We start from the raw sequence: 24,698 nt of genomic DNA on the forward strand, positions 1-24,698 counted from the left end.
GCTACGGTGATGGCGGCGGCGGCGCTGACTTCAGCGCCACGACCCGCTGAGGCGTGCGGCGGATTCTTTTGCGGACGACAGCCGGTGGACCAGACCGCGGAGCGGATCCTGTTCGCGACGAACCAGGATGGCTCGGTCACGATGGTGACGCAGATCCAGTATGCGGGCGCGGCGCCGGACTTCGCGTGGGTGGTTCCGCTGGCCGAGGTGCCGGCGGTGGAGAGCCTCGCTGTATTCCCGCAGCTCGCGCTCACCGCCCTCGATACAGCGACGGGCCCGCAGTTCCAGTGGCCCAACGACCCGAACTGCTACTCCTCCTTCCCCCAATTCGGGGGGAGCGGGCCCACCGCGGGCGGCACCGACGACGGCGACGTCACGGTGCACATCCGGGAAGAGGTCGGGCCGTACGACGTGGCCGTTGTCGAGTCGACCGATCCCACGGCGCTCGTCGGCTGGCTTCGCGACAACAACTTCCGCGTCAACGACGCGATGGTGCCGTACATTCGCATCTATACGAGCGAGGGGATGAAGTTCCTCGCGCTGCGGCTCCAGCCGGACGCTGCGGTCACCGACATCCAGCCGTTCCGCTTCACGCTTCCGTCGGGGTCGCCGTCGATCCCGATCCGGCTGACGGCGATCGCGGCCGAGCCGGAGATGGGCATCACCGTGATGATCCTCGGCGACCGGCGTTATGGGCCGGCCAACTGGCCGGACGTCGAGATCGACGACAACCAGATCGTCTGGAGCGCGAACCAGTGGCCGCTGCAGACGAACTGGACGGCGCTCGTCGCGCGCGGCGTCGACGAGGCCGGCGGTCGAGGCTTCGTCACGGAGATGAGCGGACCCACGACGAGCATCGCCGAGCAGGTCCGCAACACGATGACCTCGGACGAGGATCAGCTGGCCGCGCGCGACGCGCTGCTGCCGCTGCTGGAGGGCAACGCGACCATCACACGGCTCTATACGCGCCTGTCGCCCGAGGAGATGACCGTCGATCCGATCTTCCGGCGCACCGACGGTCCCGTGGTGTCGAACACCCGCCTGCTCCAGCGCTACGTCGAGGACCGCGACCTGTGTGTGGGCGCGCCGGGCGCCGAGGCCGCCGGCGCCGCGTCGCCGTGCGACTTCGCGGCGTGCGGCGCAGGCGGCCTGTGCCGCGTCGTCGAGGGCGCGGACGGCGCCCAGCCCGTCGCCGCCTGCGCGTGCGTGCCCGGGACGACCGCGCGCACCACGCTCGATCCGTCGGGTCGGCCGACGGTGACCTGCCAGGACCTCCGCATGTCGTTCCTCAACCCGGGTGACCGGGCGCTCCCTGACGCGCCGCCGCTCGCGGATCCTTGCGCGACGTTCGATTGCGGCGCGAACGGCGAGTGCGTGCCCATGAACATGACGCCGACCTGCCGCTGTTCGACCGGTTATGTGGCGGTAGGCACGATGGCCGCCGACGGCAGCCGCACGACGACCTGCGTGCTTCCCGACGAGCCCGTCCCCGCGTCCTTCTACGACAGGCGCGTCCCGCAGCTGCCCGATTCGCTGCCGGGCGGCCGACCGGTCGACGTGCCGCCGCCCGCCGTCGCGGCCGCCTCTGGAGGCTGCAACGCCGGCGGCCACGCTGGCAGCGCCGTCGGTCTCAGCGGCGTGCTGCTCGGGCTGCTGGTGGCCGCGCGCCGCCGCCGGCGCTCGTAGGAGTCCACGCCGTGGCCAGCTCGACCTCCGCCGCCGGTTTCGCCGTGCTCCTCGCGTTCGCTCCTGGCTGCGCCGGCGGGGACGAGCCGCCGGCGCAGGGCATCGCCGAGCTCGGCACCGGCGAGTGGCAGTTCGAGCCGCTGGCCGACGGCCAGGAGGTCGAGCTCGCCCACGGCGCTCAGGGCGGCTGGCACGTATGGACAAGCGTCAGGACGCTCGGCCTGGAGCCCGAGGGCGTAGAGCTCGAGGTCACGACGACCGTGATCGGCGATCCGTCCTCGGCGACGACCAGCCGGGGGAGGATCGCGCTCGAGGAGCTCGAGGATGGCCGGTGCGAGTTCATCGGATGGCCGGCCGTGCTCCGCGAGCCAGCTTGTGCCATCGGTCAAACGCTCCGGATCAGGGGGGTGGTGACCGACGCGCGAGGCACGGTTGCGACCGCCGAGCGGCTGGTGCGCCCCCGATGGGACAGCGACGAGGCCTGTGCTGGGCGGCCATAGGGACCGAAATCCACATCGCCAGTCGGGTCCAGCAGCTCGATGTCAGAGCGAGTGAACGATCCAGACGGCTGGCTCTTCATAACGTCCGCGCCGACCCTGGACGTACACGGGGGCAAGGCCGCCGGGGATCTCGAAAGACCGCTCGGAAGGCAGGATAGGCCTGCCGAGCCAGACCTCCCAGAAATCGAGCTCCAGGTCGACCACGAGGGCGCAACGGGGAGTCCCGGCGATCCGGCCCCCAATGCGGACATGCGTTCGGACCCACGGGTCGGCGGGCAAGCCGTCCTCGCGGGCGCGATCGAGGAACTCCTCGATGTCGATGCCTGGGCAGGATGCCTTGGACGGGGGGCGCACCGGGGCGAGCACGCCGGAGAGGCCCGATCGCCTCGCCAGCGCCTTGAAGCCGGCGAGCACGAGCGCGCTCACGCCCTGGCCGCGGAACAGCGGCGACACCGAGGCGGTGAAGGCGCCCAGGTGCGTTGGCGGGTCGCCGTCGCGGACCGCCTTCGCGCGGAGGACCTGCCACTTCCAGCCGCTGTCGGGCAGCGCCGCCAGATCGTCGCTCGACACGGCGATCGGCGCGGCGTTGCCGACCGCGGCCAGGCGCCCCGTCGCCCTCTCGACGAGGCCGAACGTGAACGCGGGGGTCTCCCGGATGATCTCCAGATAGGCGTCCTCGACGTCGTTGGAGTAGATGAACGGCGTCGCGGCCCATGCCTGCGCGACGACGACATCCATCAGGGCGCCGAGATCCGGGCGCTCTGCGCGCGTGAACATGTCGAAGCGGTTGCTCACCGCGGCGCCGCCGTCGAGGAGCTGCACGTAGGTGTCGGAGAGAAGAAAGCCGCCGCTCATTTCACGCAGGTGCGCTTGTCCTGGTAATCACAGCTCGGCACACCGGCATTCACCACCGTCTCGGTGAAGCCGGGGTAGCAGATCGGGTCGCACGTCGCGTAGGTCCCGCTCGGGTACGGCACCGCGCCGCACGAGATCCGGTCGTAGATCCCGGCGCAGTAGCTCGGCCCGCTCTGAGAGCCGCTCACGTACCAGCCGGGCGGACAGGCGACGGAGGCGCCGCAATGCGCGAAGGACGCCCGCGTGGCCCAGGGGATGAGCTCGCAGCGGTAGGCTTCGCCGTTCGCGCAGCCGAGCGCGCTGCCCTGGCTCAGCGACACGGAGTGCGTGGTTTCACCGCTGGCGCACGCCGCGCACTGCCACCCGGTCAGCGCTTGCGCCTCCGACGCGATCGGCTCGGCCAGCACTGCGTCGTCCCCCTCGGCCGTGCCGAAACAGCCGGCGGCTCCCGTCAGGGCCACGACCAGCCCGAGCCCTGACACCCCCATCGACCAGCGCGAGAAGCTCTCCATGCTCGTCCTCCGACGCGATCTCCCGCCACCAACGACGTGATCCATGGAGAGGACACCGCAAGAGCGCAAGGGACGCAAGGGAAAGCGATCTCCACCTGCTGGATGCGCGCCGGGGAGCTCGCGAGATGTCGCTGCGCGTGGCCCTTCGGCGACACCTTCCCTGACACGCAGGGAGCTCGCCCGACTGGACCTCGAGCCGGCGCTCGGTGTTCGGCGCGGCTTCGTCAGCTGACGGGGTGCAGGAACGACCGCACGACCTCGCGCGCTTCGCTGATGGCGTCGGTGCGCGAGAAGGTGACCCACGGCGCCGTTGCCACGTACTTCTTCCACTTGTGACGGCTGCTGCGGCCAGACCCCCAATCCTCGGCCGTGAAGAAGGCGTCGAGCGCGCTGAGGCTCATCTCGCGGCTGGCGAAGGCGCTCTCGATGCAACGCTTGGTGGCCACGGGATCGAGCGTGCAGTGCCGAGCCAAGAGCACCAGATCGATGAGCGTCTTCGGGTGCCAGCGACCACGCGGACCGAGCTCCACCAGCGAGTGAACCTTCCAGGCGAACATCACCTCGGGTGCGACGGCCGGCAGCGTGAGACCTTCTAGCTCGAAAGGGCGCGGAGCGACGCCGAGCACCTCGCCCCAACCGAAGTCGACCTGTAGCTTTCGTTCACCGCGTGAAAGCTCGAGCCGCAGGCCAGGACAGGGCGTCTCGAGCCAGATGCCCCACGCTTTGACGCAGAGGTCAGCGACGACGCCTTCCGCCGGCAGCTCGCTCGAACCCAGGAGCTGATTCACGACGCGCGTGGCGCGATCGAGGCTCCAGTCGCCCATGAGGACGAAGTCGAGATCCGCCGCGACGCGCCCGGGGACCCAGCTCGCCGTGAGCTGGCTGCCTCGCAGCACGGCGTCGGCGCCGAATTCGGTGTGTGGCATGAGCTCGAGCCACGAACGGATCAGGCTCATGCCATCCACCCCGTGTCCACATCGAGCGCCGAATCATAGACGGTGTACTCACGCGCACGATTGCGCAGAGGTAGACCGAGCCGCGCCGCGAGCGCCAGCACCTGATCGAAGCGCGCGTCGGCCGAAGCCTGCCCCAGGCCCCACGAGCGCAGCGTGACGAAGCGGAGCTCGACGCCGTCCGCGCGCGGCGCGCCGCGCGACAGGTAGGCCCCCAGCTCGGCAAACGCGCGCGACACCTCGGCCTCGCTGTCAGGCGAAGGCAGCACGACCTTGGCGTGGTGCTCGAAATAGTTGGTGCGCGGCGCCCGCGCGGCCACATCGTCCGTGAGCGGCAGATCGCGATGCGGGCCGACGGCCTCCACCTTGGTGCGGATGACCTCGAAGCCAGCTTGCGCGAGATCGCGAGCCAGCTGATGTACGACCAGCAGGACCTCCTGCAGCGAGCCGCGGTGGTGTGCTCCCGTCATCGGCTGACGCGGCGTCCGGCCGCGCGGCAGCGAGATAAGCAGCGCCCTCACGCCGAGCGCGTCGCAGGTCTTGGCGAACGCGGCTTCGTCGCAGGCGGCGACGGTCACGTGAGACTCGAACACGCCTTCGAAGCCCGTGCCACGCAGCTCGGCGGCGAGCTCGAGAAAAGGCAAGAGCCGCATATTGACGACATATTTCGAGCTCCGGAGCTCGGCCAACGTGCGCTCGAAGCCGTCCGGGATCCACACAGGGTCCCAGCCGTAGCCCTGCTCGCCGCGCGGTTCCTTCGCGACGCTCCCGGAGTTTTCACCTGCGAAGAGCTTCACGCTGCGGCCGTCCGCCGTGTACGCCACCACCACGCGGGTCACGCCGCGCAGCCCCCCGAAGCGCGCGCTGAAAGCGGCGGGCCCGAGCTCTTGCAGCAGCTGCTTCACCTGCGCCCCCGCGAAGGCCTCGCTCGACTCCAGGTACATGCCCGTATTTTCGATGAAGCAAGGTGTCTCGAGCTGCCTGAAGGCGTCGAGCACGCGCGCCGTGGCGATCTCTTCGAGCTTCTCGGAGTCGCCTTTGGCGAGCGTGATGCGCGCGCGTTCGACGTGCAGCCCCGACAGCAGGCGCTTGGCCTCGTCGTGCCGCCAGCCGTTACCGGTGACGAAGGTGACCGTCTTCATGGCTTCCAGTTCCAGACCGCTTCATGCCCTGAATTCTCGGGGAGGAGCGCACCGTCGATCTTGTCACCGCGCACGTATTTCGCCATGCCGACGACGCGCCCGGCGCGCTCGACCCGCCAAACAGCGCCTTCCGGCGGCTCGATGGCGCCGTGGCCGCCTCTGCCCAGCCGTTCGAGCATGGCCGAGATGCCGAGCGCGCCACCTCGATGCAAGAGCGCCGGACGAGGAAATGCGCCTCGCAACCGAGCGTCGAGCTCGTCGAACGTCCATTGTCGGCCCTCATGAAAGGCGTCGAAGACCACGAATGGCTCGTGGCGGAGCTCGTAACGGGTCGAATGCGCAAGCGCGAGCCATTCGCCGACGAGCCACCCACCGGGGGGAGCAGCTCGCGAAACGAGGTCGCGCGCTGCTCGACCCAGGCCGCGAACATCTGGCGCCCGGGGTTCTCGGAGCGGGCGTTCAAGCTCGGCCACGGCTCACTCCACGCGTCGTCCCTCCCGCGATGATGTGCGCGAGGCGCAGCGGCTCGGGGATGGCGCCGTGCAACGTGGTCCGTTCGATGAGCTCGCGCCCCTCCTCGAGCGACAAGCCGGCGCGGTGCACCCACAGGCCAGCGCAAGGCTCGATCGGTCCGGCTCGCTCGATCACGCTCCGCTTCTCGCGCGCGCTCTTCACCTGTTCGAGCGCTTCGAGGAATTTCTGCATCTTTGGCCGCTTGCGCATCACGACCATCACCGGCACCCCGAGCTCCTCCGCAAGGGCGTTGATGTCGACGACATTGAACCCCGCCACCGTGATGCCCTGCATCAGCACGCCGCGCACGTGGACCAACTCGTTCTCTTTCACGAGCTCTGCCATCACCCCGGTGGCGTCGCTGCCATCTTGCTCGACGTGCCCGCGCACCACGATGTCGAGCCGCGTCCCCGAACAAACCGTCCCCACGAGCGCTACCTTCCCACCCATCCCCCGCTCGAACGGCGCATCGTCGAACCCAATCACATTTGAAATTCGTCGGATGCGCATGACTCGGCGTTGGAGCGCTTACTTTAACCAAATGGTGTCACGGTCAACAGCCCGCGAAGGAGAGCCTGTGCGAAGCCGTTCCTGTGTGTTGGTAATTTTTCATTTGGGCGGCGCGAAGCGCGCTTCAGCGACCGGCGAGCGGCAACGTAAACGAAAAGGTGCTCCCGTCGCCGACCCGGCTCTCCACCCAGATTCGCCCTCCGTGCGCCTGGACGATCCCCCGCGCAATCGCCAGACCGAGGCCAGTGCCGCGCTGCCTGTTGTTCGGGCGCGTCCAGTACGGGTCGAAGATGCGTGAAAGGTGTTCGGCCGCGATTCCGACACCGGAATCCCGGATGTGGATCCCCACCTCGCCGTCGAGCGCCTCGGCACGCACGCCGATCGTCCCGCCGTCCGGCGTGAACTTGTGGGCATTCCCGAGCAGGTTGGAGAGGACCTGGACGACCCGGTCGCGATCGGCGAGCACCCGCGGCAGATCCGTCGGAACCTCCACGTGCACCGACAACGAGCGGCCGGTCGCGCCGAGGCGCACCGTTTCCGTCGCATCCGCCACGAGGTCGGACACCTCGTGGGGGGCGGGCAGGATCGAGAGTCGGTGAGCGTCGATGCTCGCCACGTCGAGCAGGTCGGCGATGAGGCGGTTGCTGTGGCGCGCTGCGCGCTCGATCGTCCGTACGCCGTCCCGCCACTTCTCCTCGTCCACGCGGGACGCCAGCTCCCGCTTCAGCAGGGCCGCCCGGAGCATGATCGCGCTGAGGGGGTTGCGAAGATCGTGGGCCACGATGCCGAGCATCTGCTCGCGCTGCCGGACCGCCTCCTGTGCCTCGGCGCGGGCGCGCTTCTCCGACTCGAAGAGGGAATTGCGCTCGACCGCCTGAGCGCACTGCTCGGCCATCGTGGCGACCAGCTTGCGAATCGCCGGATCGAGGCGGCACGGACCCTCGATGACGAATACCAGGCCGCCGAGATCCCGACCCTGGATCCGGAGCGGCAGCGCCACGAGGCATGGCGAGGCCATCGCGGACAGGGTGGGGCCCGGGGCGAAGCGCGTGGCGGCCCCCTCGACCTCGTCGGGGTCCGGCAGGATGACCAGCTCGCCGCGAAACAGGGCCAGGACGATCGGCTGCTCCGGATCGGACGGGATCGCCGGGAAGGGCGACGTCCCGTCGTCGCCGGTCGAGGCCACGAGGCGCAGCCCTCGTGGGTCGTCCGTTCGCAGGTAGGCCCGCGCGCCCTGGGCCCGCAGGATCGTGCCGATCGCGCGGATCGCGACGCAGGCGGACTCTCCGGCGGTGCTCGTGCGGGCGAGCGCGGCCGTGACGGCCTGCAGGCGGGCGAGCTGCTCGCGCGCCTCCTCGGCCTGGATCCGGCCCGCCTCCTCGGCCTCGCGGCGGCGACTTTCCCATGACGCCTGCAGCTCGCGCTCGATGGTGTAGGCGATATGCGCCACCAGCGCGAGCCGCTCGGGGCTGCCGGTCGCGACGGACGTGCTGACGTCGATCGCGCCGATGATCGTACCGTCGGGCGCGTGGATCGGCGCGCCGGTGCACGTGCAGTCGTCGAACGCGCTCGCGAAGTGCTCCGGCCCGACGATCGCGACCGGGCGATTGGCGGCAATGGCGGTGCCGGCGCCGTTGGTCCCCATCGCCCGCTCCGACCAGTCGAATCCGGGCAGGAGGCCGAATGTCTCCATCATCGAACGAGACGCGCCGACCGAGCAAAGGACGATGCCGTCCCCATCGACGACATAGATGGCCGGCTCCGACGCCCGTAGGAGCGCGGCGGCCCAGTGCAGGTGAGGGATGGCGGCCCGGACCAGGTCGGCGCTCCGTTCCAGCCTCCTCGCGAGCTCCTCGTCGTTGATCCGCCGGAAGGGCGGACGAACGGGATCGACCGCCGCCGCCCAGCTGCGCTCCCATGAGTCGAGTACGAGACGGCGCAGCGGGTCGGCGAGATCCAGCTCGCGGACGAAGTCGTCCCACTTGCGGAACCGTTCTTTCGCGACCGTGGCGCCCGGCGTTCCAGCATCCCCCATGGACACCGACCTCGTAACACGAGCGCTGCGGCAAGGCACGAGCCTGCTGACCTGGCAACTCGTCGTTCACGCCACCATGCTGCGGAGCGCGCTCGGCGTCGTGCGGCTGCTTGGCCGCATGGTTGCGTTCTCTCGCATGGCTACCGGGGCGCAGGCCCGCTACGTCGGGGAACATGTTCGGCCCGGCGATCCGGCCTGCGGAGCTCAGGAGATCGTGACCAGGGCGAGCTTGGAGAATTCGCCTGAGACCGGCGTATTCGAAGCTTTTCGAGAGACGATGGTTCAGCGATCAGCGGATGGTCGGGCCCGACGCGACCACCCGGCCGCCGTCATCCACCGGGTCGAATCGGCGCCCAGCTCCCCGGCGGGCGCGGTCGCCGCCCTGGTCGCGCTGGGCGCGGTCGTGGCGCAGCATCGCGCGCGAAAGGCAGGTGCGAGTTGGGTCGCCGACGCGTGCGGTGGCCGATCGTGTCCGGCTCGAGGCGAGCGGCGCGACCACCGGCGGCTGACGACCGACTCAGGGCAACGTCGGAGGACGAGGCCCGACCGGGGAGGTTCACACCGATCCGCCCCTCCGCCGCCGAGATCGGGCCCGGCCAATGGCAAGGCTCCGCTCGAGGGGCGCATCAAGAGAGGCGGGCGCCGGGGCGCGGTCGTGGTGGATGTCGATACCATATCCCCCCGCGCGCGACTAAGCTTGGCCCCGATGGACGATAACTCTCCTCCCGAGGGGCGCATCAAGCGAGGCGGGCGCCGGGCCGCGGTCATGGTCGATGTGGCCAAGCTCGCCGGCGTCTCGTACCAGACGGTCTCGCGGGTCCTGCACGACAGCCCCCACGTGCATCGGGACACGCGGGAGCGCGTGCTCGACGCGATCCGCCAGCTCGACTACCGCCCGAGCTCCGTGGCGCAGGCGCTCGTCACCGGGCGCTCGCGGACGCTCGGTGTGGTCAGCTTCGACACGACGCACTACGGCCCGGCGTCGACGCTCCACGGGCTCGAGACGGCGGCGCACGACGCCGGGTACGGCGTCAGCGTCGTCAGCCTGAAATCGCTCAGCCGCGCGCCGGTGGTGGATGCGGTGAAGGGGCTGTGCGATCAGGGCGCCGACGGGATCATGGTCATCGCCCCGCTGCGGTCGGCGGTGGACGCGCTCCGCCACGTCAGCTCCGACGTGCCGGTGGTCGCCGTCGAGGGGGGGCCGGACGATTCGGTCCCGGTGGTCGCCGTCGACCAGCACGGCGGCGCGACGGCCGCGACCCGCCATCTCCTCGACCTGGGTCACCGGGCGGTGTGGCACATCGCCGGTTCGACCGACTCGCTCGAGGCCGAGCAGCGCATCGACGGCTGGCGTTCGACGCTGGAGGCCGCGGGCGTCGAGCCGCCGCCTCTCCTGCGCGGCGACTGGAGCGCACGCTCGGGCTACGAGCTCGCCCCGCAGCTGGCGCGCACGCCAGGCGCCACCGCCGTGTTCGTGGCCAACGACCAGATGGCGCTGGGCGTGCTCCGCTACCTCCACGAGATCGGACGCGCGGTGCCGCGGGACATCAGCATCGTCGGCTTCGACGACATCCCGGAGGCGGCCTACTTCACGCCTCCGCTCACCACCGTCCGCCAGGACTTCGCCGAGCTGGGGCGCAGGTGTCTCCACGTGCTGCTCGGGCAGATCGAGAGCGGCCGCCGCTCCTGCTCGCGCGTCGTCGTCGAGGCCGAGCTGGTCTTGCGCAAGAGCACCGCCGCGGTCCCCGGAACCGATGAGCGCTCCAGCCTGCCAGCTGCGTCTGCGCGCATCCCCTCACGGATCAGAAACCCGTCATAGATCCGATAAGACAGTGGAATATCCACCGCAGCCATGAGGCGCTTGTCCTCGTCGGGGTAGAGAGGGTTTGGGGCTTGTCGTCGTCCGCCTTGGGAGCCCGTCCACGTGGCGACGAACAGCTACCGGGCGCGGGCGCGCCGGTACTCTCCCGGTGTCGTGCCCGTCCAGCGACGGAAGCTGCGGTAGAAGTGGCGCGGCTCGCCATAGCCGAGCAGGAACGCGATCTCCTGGAGCGCGAGGTCAGGCCGCCGGACGAGATCGAGCGCCTTCTCCCGCCGGGCCTCGTCGAGCTGCGCCGTGAACGACGTGCCGATGTCCTTGAGCGCGCGCTGGAGCGACCGCGTGCTCATGCCCAGAGAGCGCGCGATCCCCTCCTGGTCCACGTCGCCGCGGTCGAGCCGCTCGTCGATGCGGGCGCGCACGCGCGCGTCGAGCGTCGCGGCGCTGGCGCGCGCGGCGAGGAGCTGCTCGGCGTGGCGAACGAGGTAGTCGCGGACCGACGGGTCCGCGCCGACCACGGGCGCGTCGAGCACACGCGCCTCGTAGACGAGGCCCATCGCGCCCGCCTCGAAGCGGGCGGGGGCCCCGATTGCCTCCTCGTAGAGCGACGGCGGGTGCCGGCGAGGATGGCGGAACAGCGCCTCGATCGGCCGCGCCGACCCGCCGAGGTAGAGCGCGATGAAGCGCGCGAGCGTCGCGATCATCATCTCGATCGGCTCGGCCATGGCGACGACGCGCGGCTCGTGCTCGAGCGCGAGGCGGGCGACCCCGCCGTGCTCCTCGAGGGTGATTCGGAGGTGCGGGTCCATCAGCCGGCAGAAGCGGCCATAGACGTCGACGCCCTGCCGCACGGTCTCGCTGTGGCGAAGGACGTGCCCCACGATGCCGACGACCGACACCGGGATGCAGCGCGCATAACGCAGCCCGAGCGGCTCGCCGGGGAGGCGCTGGAGAAGGAGCTCCCACAGCGAGAAGAGCGATGCATACGGCACGAGCTCGTCGGGCGCGGCGAGGACCTCGGGCGCGACGCCGGCAGCCCGGAGGAGATCCTCCTGCGGGACTCCGCACGACGAGCCGAAGGCGATGAGCCCGGCGGGCATGGATGCGAACACGAGATCGCCGTCGGACATGGCGTGCGCCGAGGATAGCGCAGCCGCCCGGGGGCTCAGCGCCGATCCCGCCGCGCTCGGAATCCAGCTTGAACGCCTAGGAGGTGGCCGACGCGGAGCGCTCGCTCTTCGATCCGATGCCGCCGCTCGAGCTGCCGCGACCCTCGATCGTCCACCGGTCGCAGGTGGGGTGATGCGCCCGCGCGCGACCGAGCCTCCGAGGGTGATTGCGCCCCATCGTCACGGCATGCGCCGCGCGTGGGGCGATGAGAGCGCGTGCCGCGGTGTGGCTCAGGGCGCCGCCGGAGGACCTTCCCGGCAGGGCGCCACCCGATCCGCGCCGCCGAAGAACTCTCCCGCGAGCAGCGACCACGCCCGCGCGTTCTCCGGCGGGCCGCACTTGAACGGCGCCTTCGCGAGCGGCTTGCCGCGGAGCGCCGCGCGCTGCTCGCGGTAGTAGCGGATCGCCAGCTCGGCGGCGTACTCCACCACGCCGTTTCCAGGCTGGAACGAGTAATACGTGCCGCCCTTCACGATGGTCTCGTTCGGCGAGTACGGCGTGAGGCAGGTGATCCTCGTCCCGCAGCGCGCGACGATCCCGTCGTAGATCGGCGAGAGCGCCGCCTGCGACCACCCGCCGTGCGCGCCGTCGTTCAGGTGGAAGAGCTCGTGGAAGAGCGTCTCCCGCACGTCGTCCGCGGAGCGGTGGAGCGAGCCGGAGAGGTTGTACGCGACCGTCCAGCCCGACGCGTAGGCGGAAGGCGTCCGCGCCCGCACGGACCGGAAGTACCGGAGCGCGAGGGCGCGGTGCCGGTAGCGCACGGGCGAGCTGGCCGCGGCGGCGAGATCCGCGACGAAGGCGTCGAAGTCGGCGATCGCCGACACCGTCCACTCGAGGTGGCGGCGCTCGGCGCGCACCGGCAGCTCCGGGACGAGGTGGAGCATGCCGCGGTAACCGCCGTCCATCATGTGCTCCCGCTCCAGCCCGGCGACGCTGCCGTTCTGGTCGAAGAGCGCGGTGGCGCTCGCTGCGGCCTGCGGGTCGCCCTTGTAGCGGAGCGCGAGCAGGCAGCGGATGCGCTCGTGCGCTGGGCTTTTCGCGGCCGCTGTCCCGTCGTTCCCGCGCCGGCAGGCGTCGATGGCGTCCCGGTGGGCGGCGGCGTCGCCCGGGAACAGGATCGCCTCGGCTTCATCGGCCGAGATGGCGGGGGCCGGCTCGGTCGGGGCGGGGGAGGGCGCGGCGCCCTGCGCGCCATCGGCCCGCGCCGCCCCCGAGGACGCGGCGCCGGCAAGCCCAGGGGTTCCCGGGCCAGAAGGCGCGCTGGCCGCCGCGAGGGCCGGCGTGCCTGGCGGCGCCGCGGCCTTGCCGGCGGGGCCCGGAGGGCCAGGGCTCGCGGGGGCACACGCCGCGACGATCACCGGCAACGCGAGGGTCAAGACGGCGACGAGCGGCGTGGCCCCGGGGTGCATCGTGCCCAGGATGCCAGAACTTGGTGCGGCGATCATCCAACGATGTCCGTCGGGGCAGGGGAGGACGCCCATCGAAGCGCGACGGGCTCTCTGCGACGTGGACGCTGCTCACCCGCGCGCGCCGCAGCCGCACGCGGATAAGCCTGCTCCCGGAACGACGTGTCCCCGATGCGGGCCTTCTACGGCACCACCACGGTATCGTTCGTTTGCAGCGGCAGATCCCCGCGGAGATCGCCTTTCCCGACGACCTCATCGAACACGAACGGAATCCTGCGCTCGCCGCTCGCGTCGCGCCGGACGATCACCACCTCGTCGGGATCGGCGAAGCGCGTGAATCCGCCCGCGAGGGCGAGCGCCTGGAGCACGGTGATCTGCGCCCTCGGCGTGAACTCGCCAGGGCGCGACACCTCGCCCATCACGTAGACCCGGTAGCTGTGGAGCTCTGCCACCTCGACGCTGACGACCGGCTTCTCATGATAGAATTTGGCGGCCTGCGTCGCGATGTCCTCGGCGATGCCCATGACGGTGCGCCCCGACGCCAGGACGTCGCCGACGAGCGGGATCGTGATGAACCCGTCGGGTCGCACCGTGACGCGCTGGCTCAGCGCCTCGTTCTTCCAGGCGCGCACCTCCAGCACGTCTCCGGGGCCGACCGCATAGGCGCTCGTCGCGCGGCGCTCCGCGTCGAAATCGACGCGTGGTGCGCGCGCGCGCGCGCCGCAGCCCGGGAGCGCCATGAGGACCGTGAGCGCGGAGCAGAGCAGGGCAATCCGGACACAGCGGGAGCACATGCGGTTTCCAGCCTCCTTGATGCGATGGCGCTCCAGCAAGCGCCGATCCCGCCGCCGCGCGGTGCGCCTGCTCCTCGCGCGCGCACTGGCGCTCTTCCCGCGTGCCGCGCGTGCCCGCGGTGCTAGATCCGTCGCGCGGAAGGGGGGAATGCGCGCCGCGCCTCATCGCGCCCGCGCAGGGCGCCTCTGCGCGGCCGTCACGAGGGCGCGGCGCGGGCCGCCCGTGCGCGGCGCGCGCCACGCGAACGGCGCGCCACACCATGGCAGCGTGGGTCGTGTGCGCGCTGTGCGCGCTCGTCATCATCAAGCCGCAGGAGTTCATCCCCGCGCTCTCGGGGATTCCGCTCGTGCACGCGGCGTTCGGGCTCACCCTGCTCTGCGTCGCCCTCGACGTCGTGTGGCGGCGGCTCAAACCGACGCTCGCGCCTCAGGTCGTCTATGCGCTCGCGTTCCTCGCCTGGGCGGCGCTGACCACCGCGCTGAAGCGCCCGGCCGCGCTCGAGGAGCGCGGGATGCAGCTCGCGACCGTCGCGGGCATCTTCGTCGCCGTCGCCGTCGCCGCCGCCTCGCCGCGGGGGCTGCGGGCGCTCGCGATCACGCTCGTCGGCTGCGCCGTCCTCACGACCGTGGTCGCGATCGTGCAGGCGTTCCAGCCCCACGGCTGCATGATCGCCGCTCCCGACGACTGGGAAGGCAAGGGCGAGCTCGAGCCGGATGGGCGCCCCTGCGAGACCAACCTCGACTGCCGCATCGAGGCGCCCGTGCCCGATGGCAACTACCGGTGCGAGCGCCCTGGGCCGCTCGGCACGTCGACCATCGATGGCCGTGTCCGCTACCGCGGCTCGCTCGCCGATCCCAACGAGCTCTCGCTGATGGCCGGAATGTCGATCCCGCTCGCGATCGCGCTCGCCGAGCGGCGCTCCGGCCCGCGCCGGACGCGCAGGTCCGTCCGCGGGGGCCAGGCCCCGTCGGCCGGCGCGCCGCCCGGCGGCGCTGCGCCAGGGCCCGCGCGGGCCGGCGGGGCGCGCCGCGCGCTGGCGCTGCCCGTCCTGCTCACGGATCGGCTGATCTCGCGCGTGGCCGCGGCGCTCCGCGCGCTCCCCGTGACGGCCGTCATCGCGGCGATCGGCGCGATGGTCGTCCTGTCGCGCTCGCGCTCGGGCGTCATCGTGTACCTGGCGGTCCTCGGCATCAGCTTCATCCGGCGGAGCGGGACCCTCGGCGTCATCGCCGCCTGCTTCGTCGGGCCGCCCATGCTCCTGCTCGGCGGCCGGAGCGGCGAGGAGGCGAGCGAGAGCTCGGGCGAGCGCGTCGAGCTGCTCCGGGAGGCGTTCGAGCTGATCCGCCGGACGAAGGGGATCGGCGTCGGCGCGGGGCAGTTCGGCGACGAGTCGTCGCTCGGCTTGACCGCCCACAACTCCTATCTCCTCGCCGCGGCCGAGACGGGCCTGCTCGGGATGTGCCTGTTCGCGCTCGTCCTGTACGCGTCGATCAAGGTGCCGCTGTCGATCTGGCTGGGCGACGTCGATGTCGGCCCCACGGCGAGGCGGTTCGCGCCGGCGATCTTCGTGAGCCTGTGCGGCGCGCTGATCGGCATCTTCTTCCTCTCGTGGGCCTACAAGGACATCCTCTACATGGTGTTCGGCGCCTCCGCCGCGCTCTACGGCGCCGCGCGGGCCGAGGACAGCCGCGTCGTGGTGCGCGTGTCCGGGAGGGAGGTCGCGCTCGTGTGCGGCGGGATGTCCCTGGTGCTCGTGCTGCTCAACGTCCTGCTCCGGTTCCTCGGGTGAGCGCGCCCGCGAGCTCCGGGGACCCCTGGGCCGGCCGCGGCGCGGCCTGGCAGGTCGTCCGGCGGGAGCGCCCGGGAATGGTGGTATGCTGGGCGGGATGTCGGCTCCCATCCGCAAGCCCGTCGACCCCGCCGCGGCGCCCATCCCGGCCGAGGCGCCGCGCGCCCCGACGGAGGCCGAGTGGGCCGCGATGTCACCCGCTCAGCGCCAGCAGGCGATCGCGGCGCTCGTCGACTCCATGTCCCAGGAGGAGATCGACGAGCGCCTGGCCATGGCCGAAGGGGACCCGCACTTCGACGCCAAGGTGGAAGCCCGCGACACGCTCCGCGCCTGGTTCGGCCGGCGCGGGCGGCGCATCTACATCGGCGCCGACATGAAGGCCCACTATCCGGGCGAGAAGGGCTTCACGCCCGACGTGATCGCGGTGACCGACGTCGATCCCACCCCGCGCCTCTGCTGGATGGTCAGCGCCGAAGGCAAGGGGATCGACCTCGCGATCGAGGTGCACTACGCCGGCAACTGGCGCAAGGACTTCGTCGACAACGTCGTGCGCTACGCGACCCTCGGGATCCGTGAGTACTTCATCTACGACATCCCGCGCGGGCACCTCAAAGCGCACCGGCTACCGCCCACCGGCGTGCGGCGCTACGAGAGCATCCCCTCGCGCGCAGGGCGGTACCGATCGGAGGTCCTCGATCTGGATCTGGCGGTGGAGGCGGGGCGCCTCCGCTTTTACGCGGACACCGCTGAGCTGGTCACCGCCAGCGAGCTGGTGGGCAAGCTGGAGGGGACGATCGAGGCGGCCGAGGCCCGGATCGAGCAGGAGCAGGCGCGGGCAGAGCAGGCGGTGGGGCAGCTGTCGGCGGCGATCCTGATGCTGCTGAACGCGCGCGGCGTCCCGGCGAGCGAGGAGGCGCGCGGCCGGATCCTCCGCGAGACGGACGTGGACGTCCTGGGACGCTGGCTCCAGCGCGCGGCGACCGCGGCGGCGGTGGAGGAGCTGTTCCTGGAGTCGACCGGCCGCTGACGGAAGCCGGACCGGTGCCCCGGTCCGCGTGATTTCCTGGAGAGGGGCCATTCTCGGAATGGAACTGGCGATCTTCAGGCGAGCGACGCGGCATCAGGGAGCCACGTACGACGCATTCAGCGCCATCCGGATCTCGGGTGTGTGCGCAGGCGCGAGATGCCTCTCAAGCAGGAGGCGCGCCCATTCTGAATGGCGTGACCGGTTGCACGATGCCGTTGCCACGCGCATCGCCTCGTGGTCTTTTGAGGATACCGTGTCTTCCCTCACCCAGCAGATCGCCGCGCTCCCTGGCCCGCTCCTCGCTCGCCTCCGGGCCCGCGGGTTCGACCCCGATCGCGTCGCCCGGTGGGCCGCGTCCATCGGCAAGGACCGGGACGCCCGCAACCGCCTCCAGGGCACGGTCGAGCCGCCCGCGCCCGGCGATGTCGCCGACCTGCCCGCCGAGGGCACGCCCGAGCACGCCCGCTGCCGCGAGGCGGGCCTGGCCGCGCTGCGCCGGGGCGAGGTCGCCCTCTGCGTCCTCGCCGGCGGGATGGCCACCCGGATGGGCGGCGTGGTCAAGGCGCTCGTCGAGGTGCTGCCCGGTCGGACCTTCCTCGATCTGCGCCTCGCCGAGAGCGATCACCTCCGGCGCACGACGGGGGTCCCGGTCCCGCTGTGGTTGATGACCAGCGAGGCGACGAATGGACCGATCCGCGAGGCGCTCGGCCCGCGCCTCGACGAGCCGGGCGATCTGTGCGCCACGTTCGAGCAGCACGTCTCGCTGCGCCTGACCCCGGAAGGCGGGCTGTTCCTGGACGAGGCGGGCGAGCCGAGCGTCTACGCCACCGGCCACGGCGATCTCCCGGATGCCCTCCGCGAGAGCGGCCTCCTCGGCCGCTTCATCGCCCGCGGCGGGAAGATCGTCTGGATCGCCAACCTCGACAACCTCGGCGCGACCGTCGATCCGGTCCTCCTGGGCTGGCACCTCGGCCACGGCGGGCCCCTCTCCGTCGAGGTGGTCGACAAGGGCGGCGACAAGGGCGGCGGGCCGCTGCGGTGGAACGGCCGACCGGTGATGGCGGAGGACTTCCGGCTGCCGGTCGGGTTCGATCCGAAGGTCGTGCCCGTCTTCAACACCAACACCTTCCTGGCGAGCGCCGAGGCGCTCAGCACGCTCGCGCTGGACTGGATCTATGTGGAGGTCGAGAAGAAGGTGGACGACCGCAAGGCGATCCAGTTCGAGCGCATCCTGAACGAGATCACGTTCGGGCTGCCGGCCCGGTTCGTTCGCGTGCCGCGCGAGGGCCTCGCGGCCCGGTTCCTTCCCGTCAAGGACGTCGAGGAGCTGGAGCGGCGGAGGCCGGCGATCGAGGCGATCGCCCGCGCGCGCGGCTTCCTCGGCTGAGCCGAGGGGCCCAGGCCGCGGCGCGCGGCTGGCGAGCGACGGTGCCTGTCGTGGTGAATCGACGCGTGGGACGATGCGCTGCGCGCCGCCGAGGAGCGCCCGAGCGCGCGCCGGCGGACGGGAGAGCTGGATATGGAAGATGCGCAGACGGTCTCTCTGGACGCGGCGACGCCAGCGGATGCCGTGATCCTGTCCAACCTTCTCGAGCTGTACATTCACGATCTCAGCGATGTGTTCCCCGGCGTCGAGCTGGGGCAGGACGGGCGCTTCGGCTACCCCAAGCTCCCTCTCTACTGGTCGGAGCGGGAGCGGCGGCTCGCGTTCCTCATTCGATGCGGCGGGCGCGTCGCGGGGTTCGTCCTGGCGACGCGCGGCTCGCCGGCGGTGGAGGACCCGGAGACCCTCGATGTGGCCGAGTTCTTCGTCCTTCGCCGCTATCGCCGCTCTGGCGTGGGCCGCCAGGCGGCGTGCCTCCTATGGAACGGTGTTCCCGGGAAGTGGACCGTGCGCGTCGCCGAGGGGAACCGGGGCGCTCTGGCGTTCTGGCGCGGCGTCGTCGCGCAGTTCACGAGCGGCGCTGTGACGGAGCTCGTGCGTCCTGGTCAGCCACACGCCTGGCGGGTGTTCTGCTTCGAGAGCGTGCCTGAGCGCGCCACGCCCTGATTCCACGGCGGCGCGGATCACGGGCGCCGACCGGCGCGCCCCTCCGGATCTTCGGCGAGCAGCTCCTCGATCTCGGCCGCCGCCTTGTCGAGCACCTTCACGGTGCGCGCGAGCACGGCGGGCGTGATGCGCCCCCGGCGCATCGCGTGGCGCAGCATCTTCATGAGCGAGCCGATGCGCTTCATGACGTCGCCGAAATCCTCGGCGAAGCGCTCCCACGAGGTCTCGACGAAGCGCTCGTAGAACTCGTCGACGTACTCGCGGTTCGCCTTGAGGTCCTCGCGCCCCGCGTCGGTGATCTCGTAGATCTTGCGCCCCTCGGCCTCGATGACACGCGCGTGGCCGAGCTCCTCGAGCATTTGCAGCGTCGGATAGATGACGCCGGGGCTCGGCCGGTAGGTGTCGCCGCTGCGCTGCTCGATCGCCTGGATGACCTCGTAGCCATGGCGAGCTCGCTCGGCGAGCACGTCGAGGACGAGGTAGCGCACGCCGCCGCGATCGGCGCGGAGCGGCGGACCTCCAAACCAGTCGCCCCACCAGCCCGGCGGGCCGCCACCCATGCCGGGCCGACCCCTCCCGAACGGACCCCCCCTCGGCCCTCGCGGGCCTGCGCAGTGATGGTGTTCGTATCCCCAGAACATAGACAAAATCCCTCTCTGGCTCGGCGGCGGACCACCACGGCGGCGAACACGCAGCTGCCGCGCGCTCGTGCGCAGGCCACCCCGGCTCCACGGCCCGGCGGACTGTGGCGGCCGGGTCGATATTCTAAAAGATATATCTAAAAGATAGCTCTCGACTGTAGGCCGTCAAGAGGCGGGGCGGACGACCGCAGGCTCGCGCGCCGGGCACGGTCGCAGCACGCAGCGATGGGGAGAGGCGCCGGGGGCAACCTGGGTGGGGTCGCCGCAGCTCAACCTGGGTGGGGTCGCAGGCTCAACCTGGGTGGGGTCGCAGGCTCAACCTGGGTGGGGTCGCAGGCTCAACCTGGGTGGGTCGCAGGCTCAACCTGGGTGGGGTCGCCGCAGCTCAACCTGGGTGGGTCGCAGGCTCGACCTGGGTGAGGTCGCTGCTGTTCGCTGCTTGACACAGGACGCACATCCCTGTAACGAAAGTGAAAATGATTTTCAGTATCGACGCTGCCCCTTCGTTTGCTCGACGCGAGCTCGCGGGAGTCGCCGCGTGCGCGTACGCCTCCGACGCGTTTCCTGACCTCGGGCTCCACGACGAGGAAGCGCGCCAGCTCGCCCGCGTGCTCGAGGTCGAGCGCGCCGGCTTCACGGAACAGGAGCTCCGCCCCCTCGCGACCCGCACGCGGCTGGTCGACGACGTCGTGGACGACTTCTTCCGCCGTCACCCGGACGGGTTGGCCATCGGGCTCTTCTCCGGGCCGTGCACCCGGTTCTCGCGCGTCGACAACGGGCAGCTCCACTGGATCGACATCGACGTCCCCCGCGTGGTCGCGTGGAAGTCCCGGCGCGCCCCGCGGACGCCGCGGTATGCGCTGGCCACGGCGTCCCCCGGCTGCGATCACTGGATCGATCAGCTCGCCGACGCGCAGGACTGGCCCACGTTGATCCTCGGCCTCGGCCTCTTCTCTCATCTCGGCCCCGAGCGGATCGGCGCCTTCTTGACCCAGGTCTCCCTGCGCCTCGCCAAGGACGTGGAGCTCCTGCTCGACGCGAGCCCGTGCCTCCAGCTCCGTCCCACCGCGGCGAGGGGCGCGCGTCACGTCGAGCTCCACCGAGAGGGAGGCGTCGTCGAGACGTTTCCATGGCTGCGCGTCCTGGGCGATAACGACTACCCCGAGCCGCTCGGCGCCCGCATCCGGACCACGAATGGACTCGCGCGCTTCTTCCGTAAAGCGCAGTTCCCGATCCTCCGCCACCTCCGGCGCGTGTGAGCCCTCGATGGCACCCTCGATAACACCTCCATAACAAGCAACAGCAAGACCCATGAACAAGGACAGAGACGCTCGATGAACATCCAGGACTACGTTGACGCACCGGCGCCCTGCGGCGCCGCGCTCCACCATCGCGACGCGCGCGCGTCCCTGGGGAGGGCCCGGGCATGAGCCGTTACACCGGACCTCGCGTCAAGGTCATGCGCGCGCTCGGGGTCGAGCTCCCCGGGCTGTCGGCCAGGAAGACGGAGCGGAGGCCTTACCCCCCCGGACAGCACGGACAGGCCCGCAAGAAGCTCAGCGAGTTCGCCCTGCGGCTCCGCGAGAAGCAGAAGGTCAGGCTCAACTACGGCCTCACCGATACGCAGCTGAAGACGCTCATGCTCGAGGCCCGCAGGAGCGATCTCGCCGCCGGGACGAAGCTCATCGAGCTGCTCGAGCGGCGGCTCGACAACGTCATCTTCCGCGCGGGCTTCGCGCGCACCATCCCGGCCGCGCGGCAGCTGGTGGCGCACGGGCACGTGCTCATCAACGGAAAGCGCGTCGATATCCCGTCCTACCGCGTCACCATCGGAGAGACGGTGAGCGTGAGCGAGAAGCGGCGTGACCACCGGACCGTCGTGGAGGGCCTCGCGAGGACGGACATGGAAGCCCCCACGTGGCTCGCGGTCGACAAGGACGCCCGGCAGGCGCGCGTGGCCGCGCTGCCGGACGAGACGAGCATCCCGTTCCCCATCGCGGTTCAGCTGATCATCGAGTACTACTCGCAGCGGCTGTGACGAGGACCAGGGCTCGCCGCGCTGGCGAGCCCGCCTCCGTCGGCGCGGGGCGGTCGCGACGAGCGCCCGCCTTCCTGGAGCGTCCGCGAAGCGAGCCGCGCTCGCCGGATGCGGAATGTCCATGGCGTTCGTCGGCATCGGGCCTCGCTCGCGCGGCCGGCGCGCGTGGTGGCGCCGAGCCGGGTGCGTCCCGGGGTGACGCGCCCGCGAGCACGCGCCTTGCCGTGCAGGGGCGGAGCGCCCCCGCGCGCGCCCTCCGCGCCGCGCGGCGCTGGACGCGCTGCCCACAGGGGCGAGGAACACCATGGCCAGCCTGAGCACGGAGAGCACACCCCGCGAGCGCCTGGATCGCGCGATCAGCGTCCTCGGCCGGGTCCGGATGTACTGGCGCGGAGCGGCCGCGATGATGGCCGTCGGACTCGCGATCTCCTTCTCGCTGGCGCTCGCCACGAAGCGGGTGTGGCGGAGCGAGGCCACGATCCTCTACCGCGACACCATCCAGACCGGCCGCGATCCCCAGAGCAGCACCGCGCGCGCGGCGCGCCTCGGGTCGAAGCTCAAGGACGCGCTCACCGCGCGCGGGACGCTCGCCGGCGTCGTCGAGGCGTTCGGGCTCTACCCGGAGAAGACCGCCCGCTCGATGGTCGAGGCCGTCGAGGAGATGAAGACCCACGTCGGCTTCCGCGCGCAGAGCAGCGATACGTACGTCGTCTCGTTCACCCACGACGATCCGCACGTGGCGCAGCAGGTCGCCGCCCGCCTCACGCAGATCCTGCTCGACGACTACCGCCGCGACAGCCTCGGCACGGCGACGATGACCCGCGATTTCCTGCGGAAGGAGCTCGCCGAGGCCAGCTCCAAGGTCGACGCGGCGAGCCGCGCGCTGGCGACGTTCCTCGCCAGGAATCCGCAGTTCCAGTGGGGGCTCAACGACTCGCCCTATGCGCCGGCGCCCCAGCCGTTCGGCTCGCCCGGCGTCCCCGCGCCCGCGCCTGGAGCGCGCGCTCCGTCGCCAGCGCAGCCTGCCCGCCCGGTCGACCCGCAGCTCGCGGCGCTCGAGCGGCAGCTCGCCCGGGTCGAGGCGCTGCTCGGGGCCGGGCGGTCGCCAGCGGCGGCGCCGGGGCAGCCGCTGCCCCAGAGCGTCGTCGAGGCGCAGCGGGCCCGCACCGCCGCCGTCGCCGCGGTCGCGGCGGCCGAGGCGGCGCTCGCCGAGAAGCTCACGACCGTGACCCCGATCCACCCCGACGCCGTCGCCGCGAAGCGCCGCGTCGAGGCGGCGAAGAGCCAGCTCACCGCGGCCGAGAGCGCGCTCGGGCTCGTGCGCGCGGGCGTCACCGACGCGTCGATCGGCGAGGCGCGCGAGGCGCGCGCGCTCACGCCGTCGCGGCGCGCGGCGCTCGCGGCGGAGCGGACCGCGCTCCTCCGGCAGATCGCGGGCCTGCGCGCGCGCGCCGGAGGCGGCAGGGCGCCGGCGGGGGGCGAGGCGCCGCGCGCGCCGGCGGAGAGCGCGGCCAGGGGCGAGGCGCAGCCGTGGGCGGCCGACGGGGGCGCCGAGGAGCGCGTGATCGAGCTCGAGACCGAGTGGCACCGGCTCCGCCTCGATCTGGAGCGGGCGCGCGAGTACCTGAAGACCGTTCAGGCCAACGAGCGGGCCGCGGACCTGTCCGCGGACGCCGCCGAGAACAAGAGCGAGACCGAGCTCGACGTCCTCGACCAGGCCTACCTGCCGAGCCGCCCTGACCGGGGGCGGGGCCGCGTCTTCTTCGCGGGCGCCGCGGTGACGTTCTTCTTCGCGCTCGGCGTCGCCGGGGCCCGGGTGCTGCTCAACGACACGCTCTACGACGGCGGCGACATCCACGCGCTCGGCGGCCCCGCCCTGCTGGCCGCGATGCCGGAGCTCCCGGCGCGCCCGCCGCTGCGCGAGCGCACGATCGTGCCGGCGTACTACGCAGAGCCGCCCCGCGAGCCGGGGTACGGCACGGAGCCGCCCGGCGGGCCCGGGTACGGCGCGGGGCCATCCGGCGCGGCTGGGCCCGGCCCCGAGCCGCCAGGCGGGCTCGGGCACGGCGCAGAGCCGCCCGCCGCCTCGGAAGAGGCCGCTCCGGCCGGCGCCGCCCCGGAGGACACGCTCCGGGACAGCCTCGCCCTCGGCGACTGCGAGGTGGTCGACCGGTCGTCCTGGAGCGCGCCCGAGGCGCCGCTCGCCTGCATGGGCGTGCGCTCGTTCGCGCGCGCCGGCGGCCCCGCGTTCGATGGGCCCGAGGTGGAGATCATCGGCGCGGACCTCGATCCCGAGGGGCACGGCGTGTTCGAGCTGCTCCGGGGGGCGCCCGCGCCCGCGCTCGCGGCGCTCCGGGTCCTCCGGCACCGGCTCGATCAGCGGCGGGCGGGCGAGCCGCTCGCGGTCGCGGTGGTGAGCCCCGGCCGGGCCGAGGGCAAGACCGCGCTCGCGGTCCGCCTCGCGATGACGCTCGCCGAGGCCGAGCGCGCCCGGGTGCTGCTCGTCGACGGCCACCTCGCGTGCCCCCGCGTCGCGGCGACGCTCGGCCTGCGGCTGCCCGCGCACGCGAGCTTCTCGGAGCAGCTCCGGCGGCGGATGGCGGGCGAGACCCGACCGCTCGGCGTCATCGCCGTCAGCCAGTCGCTCTCGGTGCTCGCGGAGCCATCGCTCGAGGCGAGCTACCCCGCGGCGCTCCACTCGGTCCACTTCGAGGCCGCGATGCGCACGCTGCGGCGCTATCACGATTACGTCGTCATCGACGGCCCTCCGATCCTTGGCTCGGGCGACGCCAACGTCATCGAGGACGCCTCCGACGGCGTCGTCCTGGTCGCGCGTGCCTCGCTGACCCGGGCGTCGTCGCTGACGAGCGCCGCCGAGCAGCTCGGCGATCGCCGCATCCTCGGGGTGGTCCTGAACGACGTCGCGCCGAGGCCCGTCGCCAGGAAGCGGGTCTGTATCGACGGTGCGCCAGCAGGGCAGTCGGCCTAGAGCGGCGGTCACCCGCTTCGGATACGGGCCCACCTCGACGTTTTCGGTGCTCAGCGCACCGGAGTGCGCTTCCGCGCCGAAAACGCCGATCTGGGCCCGTCTCCTGTGCGGGAGACCGCCGCTCTGCTGTGCGTGGTGCAGCGGTGGGAGAAGCGAGGAGGCGCGGAGAGGGACGCAGGGAAAGCAGCGCGGGAGGAGCCGCGGTGGTGCGCTGGCGCCCGTGCCGACTTCAATCGATCCTCTGTCGGTGCTTCAGCGCCCTCGCGAC

General features: G+C 71.8%; 21 protein-coding genes. 10 read left to right on the forward strand and 11 right to left on the reverse strand.

Going from position 1 to position 24,698, the window contains the following annotated elements:
• The first annotated feature begins 9 nt into the window (after positions 1-9).
• Entirely contained in the window at positions 10-1,686 is a 1,677-nt protein-coding gene (locus tag WMF34_RS16010) for a DUF2330 domain-containing protein (protein ID WP_437994637.1), read from the forward strand.
• A gap of 11 nt (positions 1,687-1,697) precedes the next feature.
• Positions 1,698-2,186 carry a hypothetical protein gene (locus tag WMF34_RS16015; RefSeq protein ID WP_437993803.1) on the forward strand — a complete coding sequence of 163 codons (489 nt, stop codon included), beginning with the start codon at positions 1,698-1,700 and terminating at the stop codon, positions 2,184-2,186.
• Positions 2,187-2,228: 42 nt separating this feature from the next.
• Here WMF34_RS16015 and WMF34_RS16020 read toward each other — a convergent pair whose 3' ends face one another.
• From WMF34_RS16020 to WMF34_RS16050, 7 genes are all read right to left on the reverse strand, one after another.
• Positions 2,229-3,041 carry a hypothetical protein gene (locus tag WMF34_RS16020; protein WP_437993804.1) on the reverse strand — a complete coding sequence of 271 codons (813 nt, stop codon included), beginning with the start codon at positions 3,039-3,041 and terminating at the stop codon, positions 2,229-2,231.
• Entirely contained in the window at positions 3,038-3,553 is a 516-nt protein-coding gene (locus tag WMF34_RS16025) for a hypothetical protein (protein ID WP_012235707.1), read from the reverse strand. The genes WMF34_RS16020 and WMF34_RS16025 overlap by 4 nt, the downstream gene beginning before the upstream one ends.
• 224 nt (positions 3,554-3,777) lie before the next feature.
• Positions 3,778-4,509 carry a nucleotidyl transferase AbiEii/AbiGii toxin family protein gene (locus WMF34_RS16030; protein ID WP_012235708.1) on the reverse strand — a complete coding sequence of 244 codons (732 nt, stop codon included), beginning with the start codon at positions 4,507-4,509 and terminating at the stop codon, positions 3,778-3,780.
• Positions 4,506-5,648 carry a non-canonical purine NTP pyrophosphatase gene (locus tag WMF34_RS16035; RefSeq protein ID WP_437993805.1) on the reverse strand — a complete coding sequence of 381 codons (1,143 nt, stop codon included), beginning with the start codon at positions 5,646-5,648 and terminating at the stop codon, positions 4,506-4,508. Before WMF34_RS16035 ends, WMF34_RS16030 begins: the two co-directional genes overlap by 4 nt.
• Positions 5,645-6,121, reverse strand: coding sequence for an RNA ligase family protein (locus WMF34_RS16040; RefSeq protein ID WP_437993806.1), 477 nt, complete (start codon positions 6,119-6,121; stop codon positions 5,645-5,647). Before WMF34_RS16040 ends, WMF34_RS16035 begins: the two co-directional genes overlap by 4 nt.
• Positions 6,108-6,671, reverse strand: coding sequence for a DUF99 family protein (locus tag WMF34_RS16045; RefSeq protein ID WP_437993807.1), 564 nt, complete (start codon positions 6,669-6,671; stop codon positions 6,108-6,110). Before WMF34_RS16045 ends, WMF34_RS16040 begins: the two co-directional genes overlap by 14 nt.
• A 124-nt stretch (positions 6,672-6,795) precedes the next feature.
• Positions 6,796-8,745 carry an ATP-binding protein gene (locus tag WMF34_RS16050; RefSeq protein WP_437993808.1) on the reverse strand — a complete coding sequence of 650 codons (1,950 nt, stop codon included), beginning with the start codon at positions 8,743-8,745 and terminating at the stop codon, positions 6,796-6,798.
• A gap of 667 nt (positions 8,746-9,412) precedes the next feature.
• On the opposite strand from WMF34_RS16050, the gene WMF34_RS16055 reads away from it, so the two are divergent.
• Positions 9,413-10,525: a LacI family DNA-binding transcriptional regulator gene (locus tag WMF34_RS16055; protein ID WP_044968556.1), complete on the forward strand. Its 1,113-nt coding sequence runs from the start codon at positions 9,413-9,415 to the stop codon at positions 10,523-10,525.
• A 119-nt stretch (positions 10,526-10,644) separates the two neighbouring features.
• On the opposite strand, the gene WMF34_RS16060 is transcribed toward WMF34_RS16055, so the two are convergent.
• The 3 genes from WMF34_RS16060 to WMF34_RS16070 all read right to left on the reverse strand — a co-directional run bounded on the left by WMF34_RS16060 (position 10,645) and on the right by WMF34_RS16070 (position 13,895).
• Positions 10,645-11,655 (reverse strand): AraC family transcriptional regulator, encoded by a 1,011-nt coding sequence (locus tag WMF34_RS16060; RefSeq protein ID WP_437993809.1) that lies wholly within the window; start codon positions 11,653-11,655, stop codon positions 10,645-10,647.
• Positions 11,656-11,925: 270 nt separating this feature from the next.
• On the reverse strand, positions 11,926-13,140 hold the full coding sequence (locus tag WMF34_RS16065) for a hypothetical protein (protein WP_437993810.1): 1,215 nt from the start codon (positions 13,138-13,140) through the stop codon (positions 11,926-11,928).
• A 143-nt stretch (positions 13,141-13,283) separates the two neighbouring features.
• A complete protein-coding gene (locus WMF34_RS16070; RefSeq protein WP_012235715.1) occupies positions 13,284-13,895 on the reverse strand; it encodes a polysaccharide biosynthesis/export family protein in 612 nt (203 codons plus the stop codon).
• 260 nt (positions 13,896-14,155) lie between these two features.
• On the opposite strand from WMF34_RS16070, the gene WMF34_RS16075 reads away from it, so the two are divergent.
• The 4 genes from WMF34_RS16075 (at position 14,156) to WMF34_RS16090 (ending at position 18,762) form a co-directional block, all read left to right on the forward strand.
• Positions 14,156-15,685, forward strand: a complete 1,530-nt coding sequence (locus WMF34_RS16075; RefSeq protein ID WP_437993811.1) for an O-antigen ligase family protein — start codon at positions 14,156-14,158, stop codon at positions 15,683-15,685.
• A 97-nt stretch (positions 15,686-15,782) separates the two neighbouring features.
• Positions 15,783-16,712, forward strand: coding sequence for a Uma2 family endonuclease (locus WMF34_RS16080; protein ID WP_437993812.1), 930 nt, complete (start codon positions 15,783-15,785; stop codon positions 16,710-16,712).
• A 253-nt stretch (positions 16,713-16,965) separates the two neighbouring features.
• Positions 16,966-18,099, forward strand: a complete 1,134-nt coding sequence (locus WMF34_RS16085; protein ID WP_044965019.1) for a UTP--glucose-1-phosphate uridylyltransferase — start codon at positions 16,966-16,968, stop codon at positions 18,097-18,099.
• A 132-nt stretch (positions 18,100-18,231) separates the two neighbouring features.
• Positions 18,232-18,762, forward strand: coding sequence for a GNAT family N-acetyltransferase (locus tag WMF34_RS16090; protein WP_437993813.1), 531 nt, complete (start codon positions 18,232-18,234; stop codon positions 18,760-18,762).
• A gap of 17 nt (positions 18,763-18,779) precedes the next feature.
• On the opposite strand, the gene WMF34_RS16095 is transcribed toward WMF34_RS16090, so the two are convergent.
• Positions 18,780-19,322, reverse strand: coding sequence for a PadR family transcriptional regulator (locus tag WMF34_RS16095; RefSeq protein ID WP_231864867.1), 543 nt, complete (start codon positions 19,320-19,322; stop codon positions 18,780-18,782).
• Positions 19,323-19,879: 557 nt separating this feature from the next.
• On the opposite strand from WMF34_RS16095, the gene WMF34_RS16100 reads away from it, so the two are divergent.
• The 3 genes from WMF34_RS16100 (at position 19,880) to WMF34_RS16110 (ending at position 24,430) form a co-directional block, all read left to right on the forward strand.
• Positions 19,880-20,662, forward strand: coding sequence for a class I SAM-dependent methyltransferase (locus WMF34_RS16100; RefSeq protein ID WP_012235721.1), 783 nt, complete (start codon positions 19,880-19,882; stop codon positions 20,660-20,662).
• A 167-nt stretch (positions 20,663-20,829) separates the two neighbouring features.
• Positions 20,830-21,441, forward strand: coding sequence for a 30S ribosomal protein S4 (gene rpsD / locus WMF34_RS16105; RefSeq protein ID WP_012235722.1), 612 nt, complete (start codon positions 20,830-20,832; stop codon positions 21,439-21,441).
• A gap of 304 nt (positions 21,442-21,745) precedes the next feature.
• Positions 21,746-24,430: a hypothetical protein gene (locus WMF34_RS16110; protein WP_437993814.1), complete on the forward strand. Its 2,685-nt coding sequence runs from the start codon at positions 21,746-21,748 to the stop codon at positions 24,428-24,430.
• Positions 24,431-24,698: the final 268 nt, after the last annotated feature.

Source organism: Sorangium sp. So ce145 (assembly GCF_051525985.1).
Classification (GTDB): Bacteria; Myxococcota_A; Polyangia; order Polyangiales; family Polyangiaceae; genus Sorangium; species Sorangium cellulosum_B.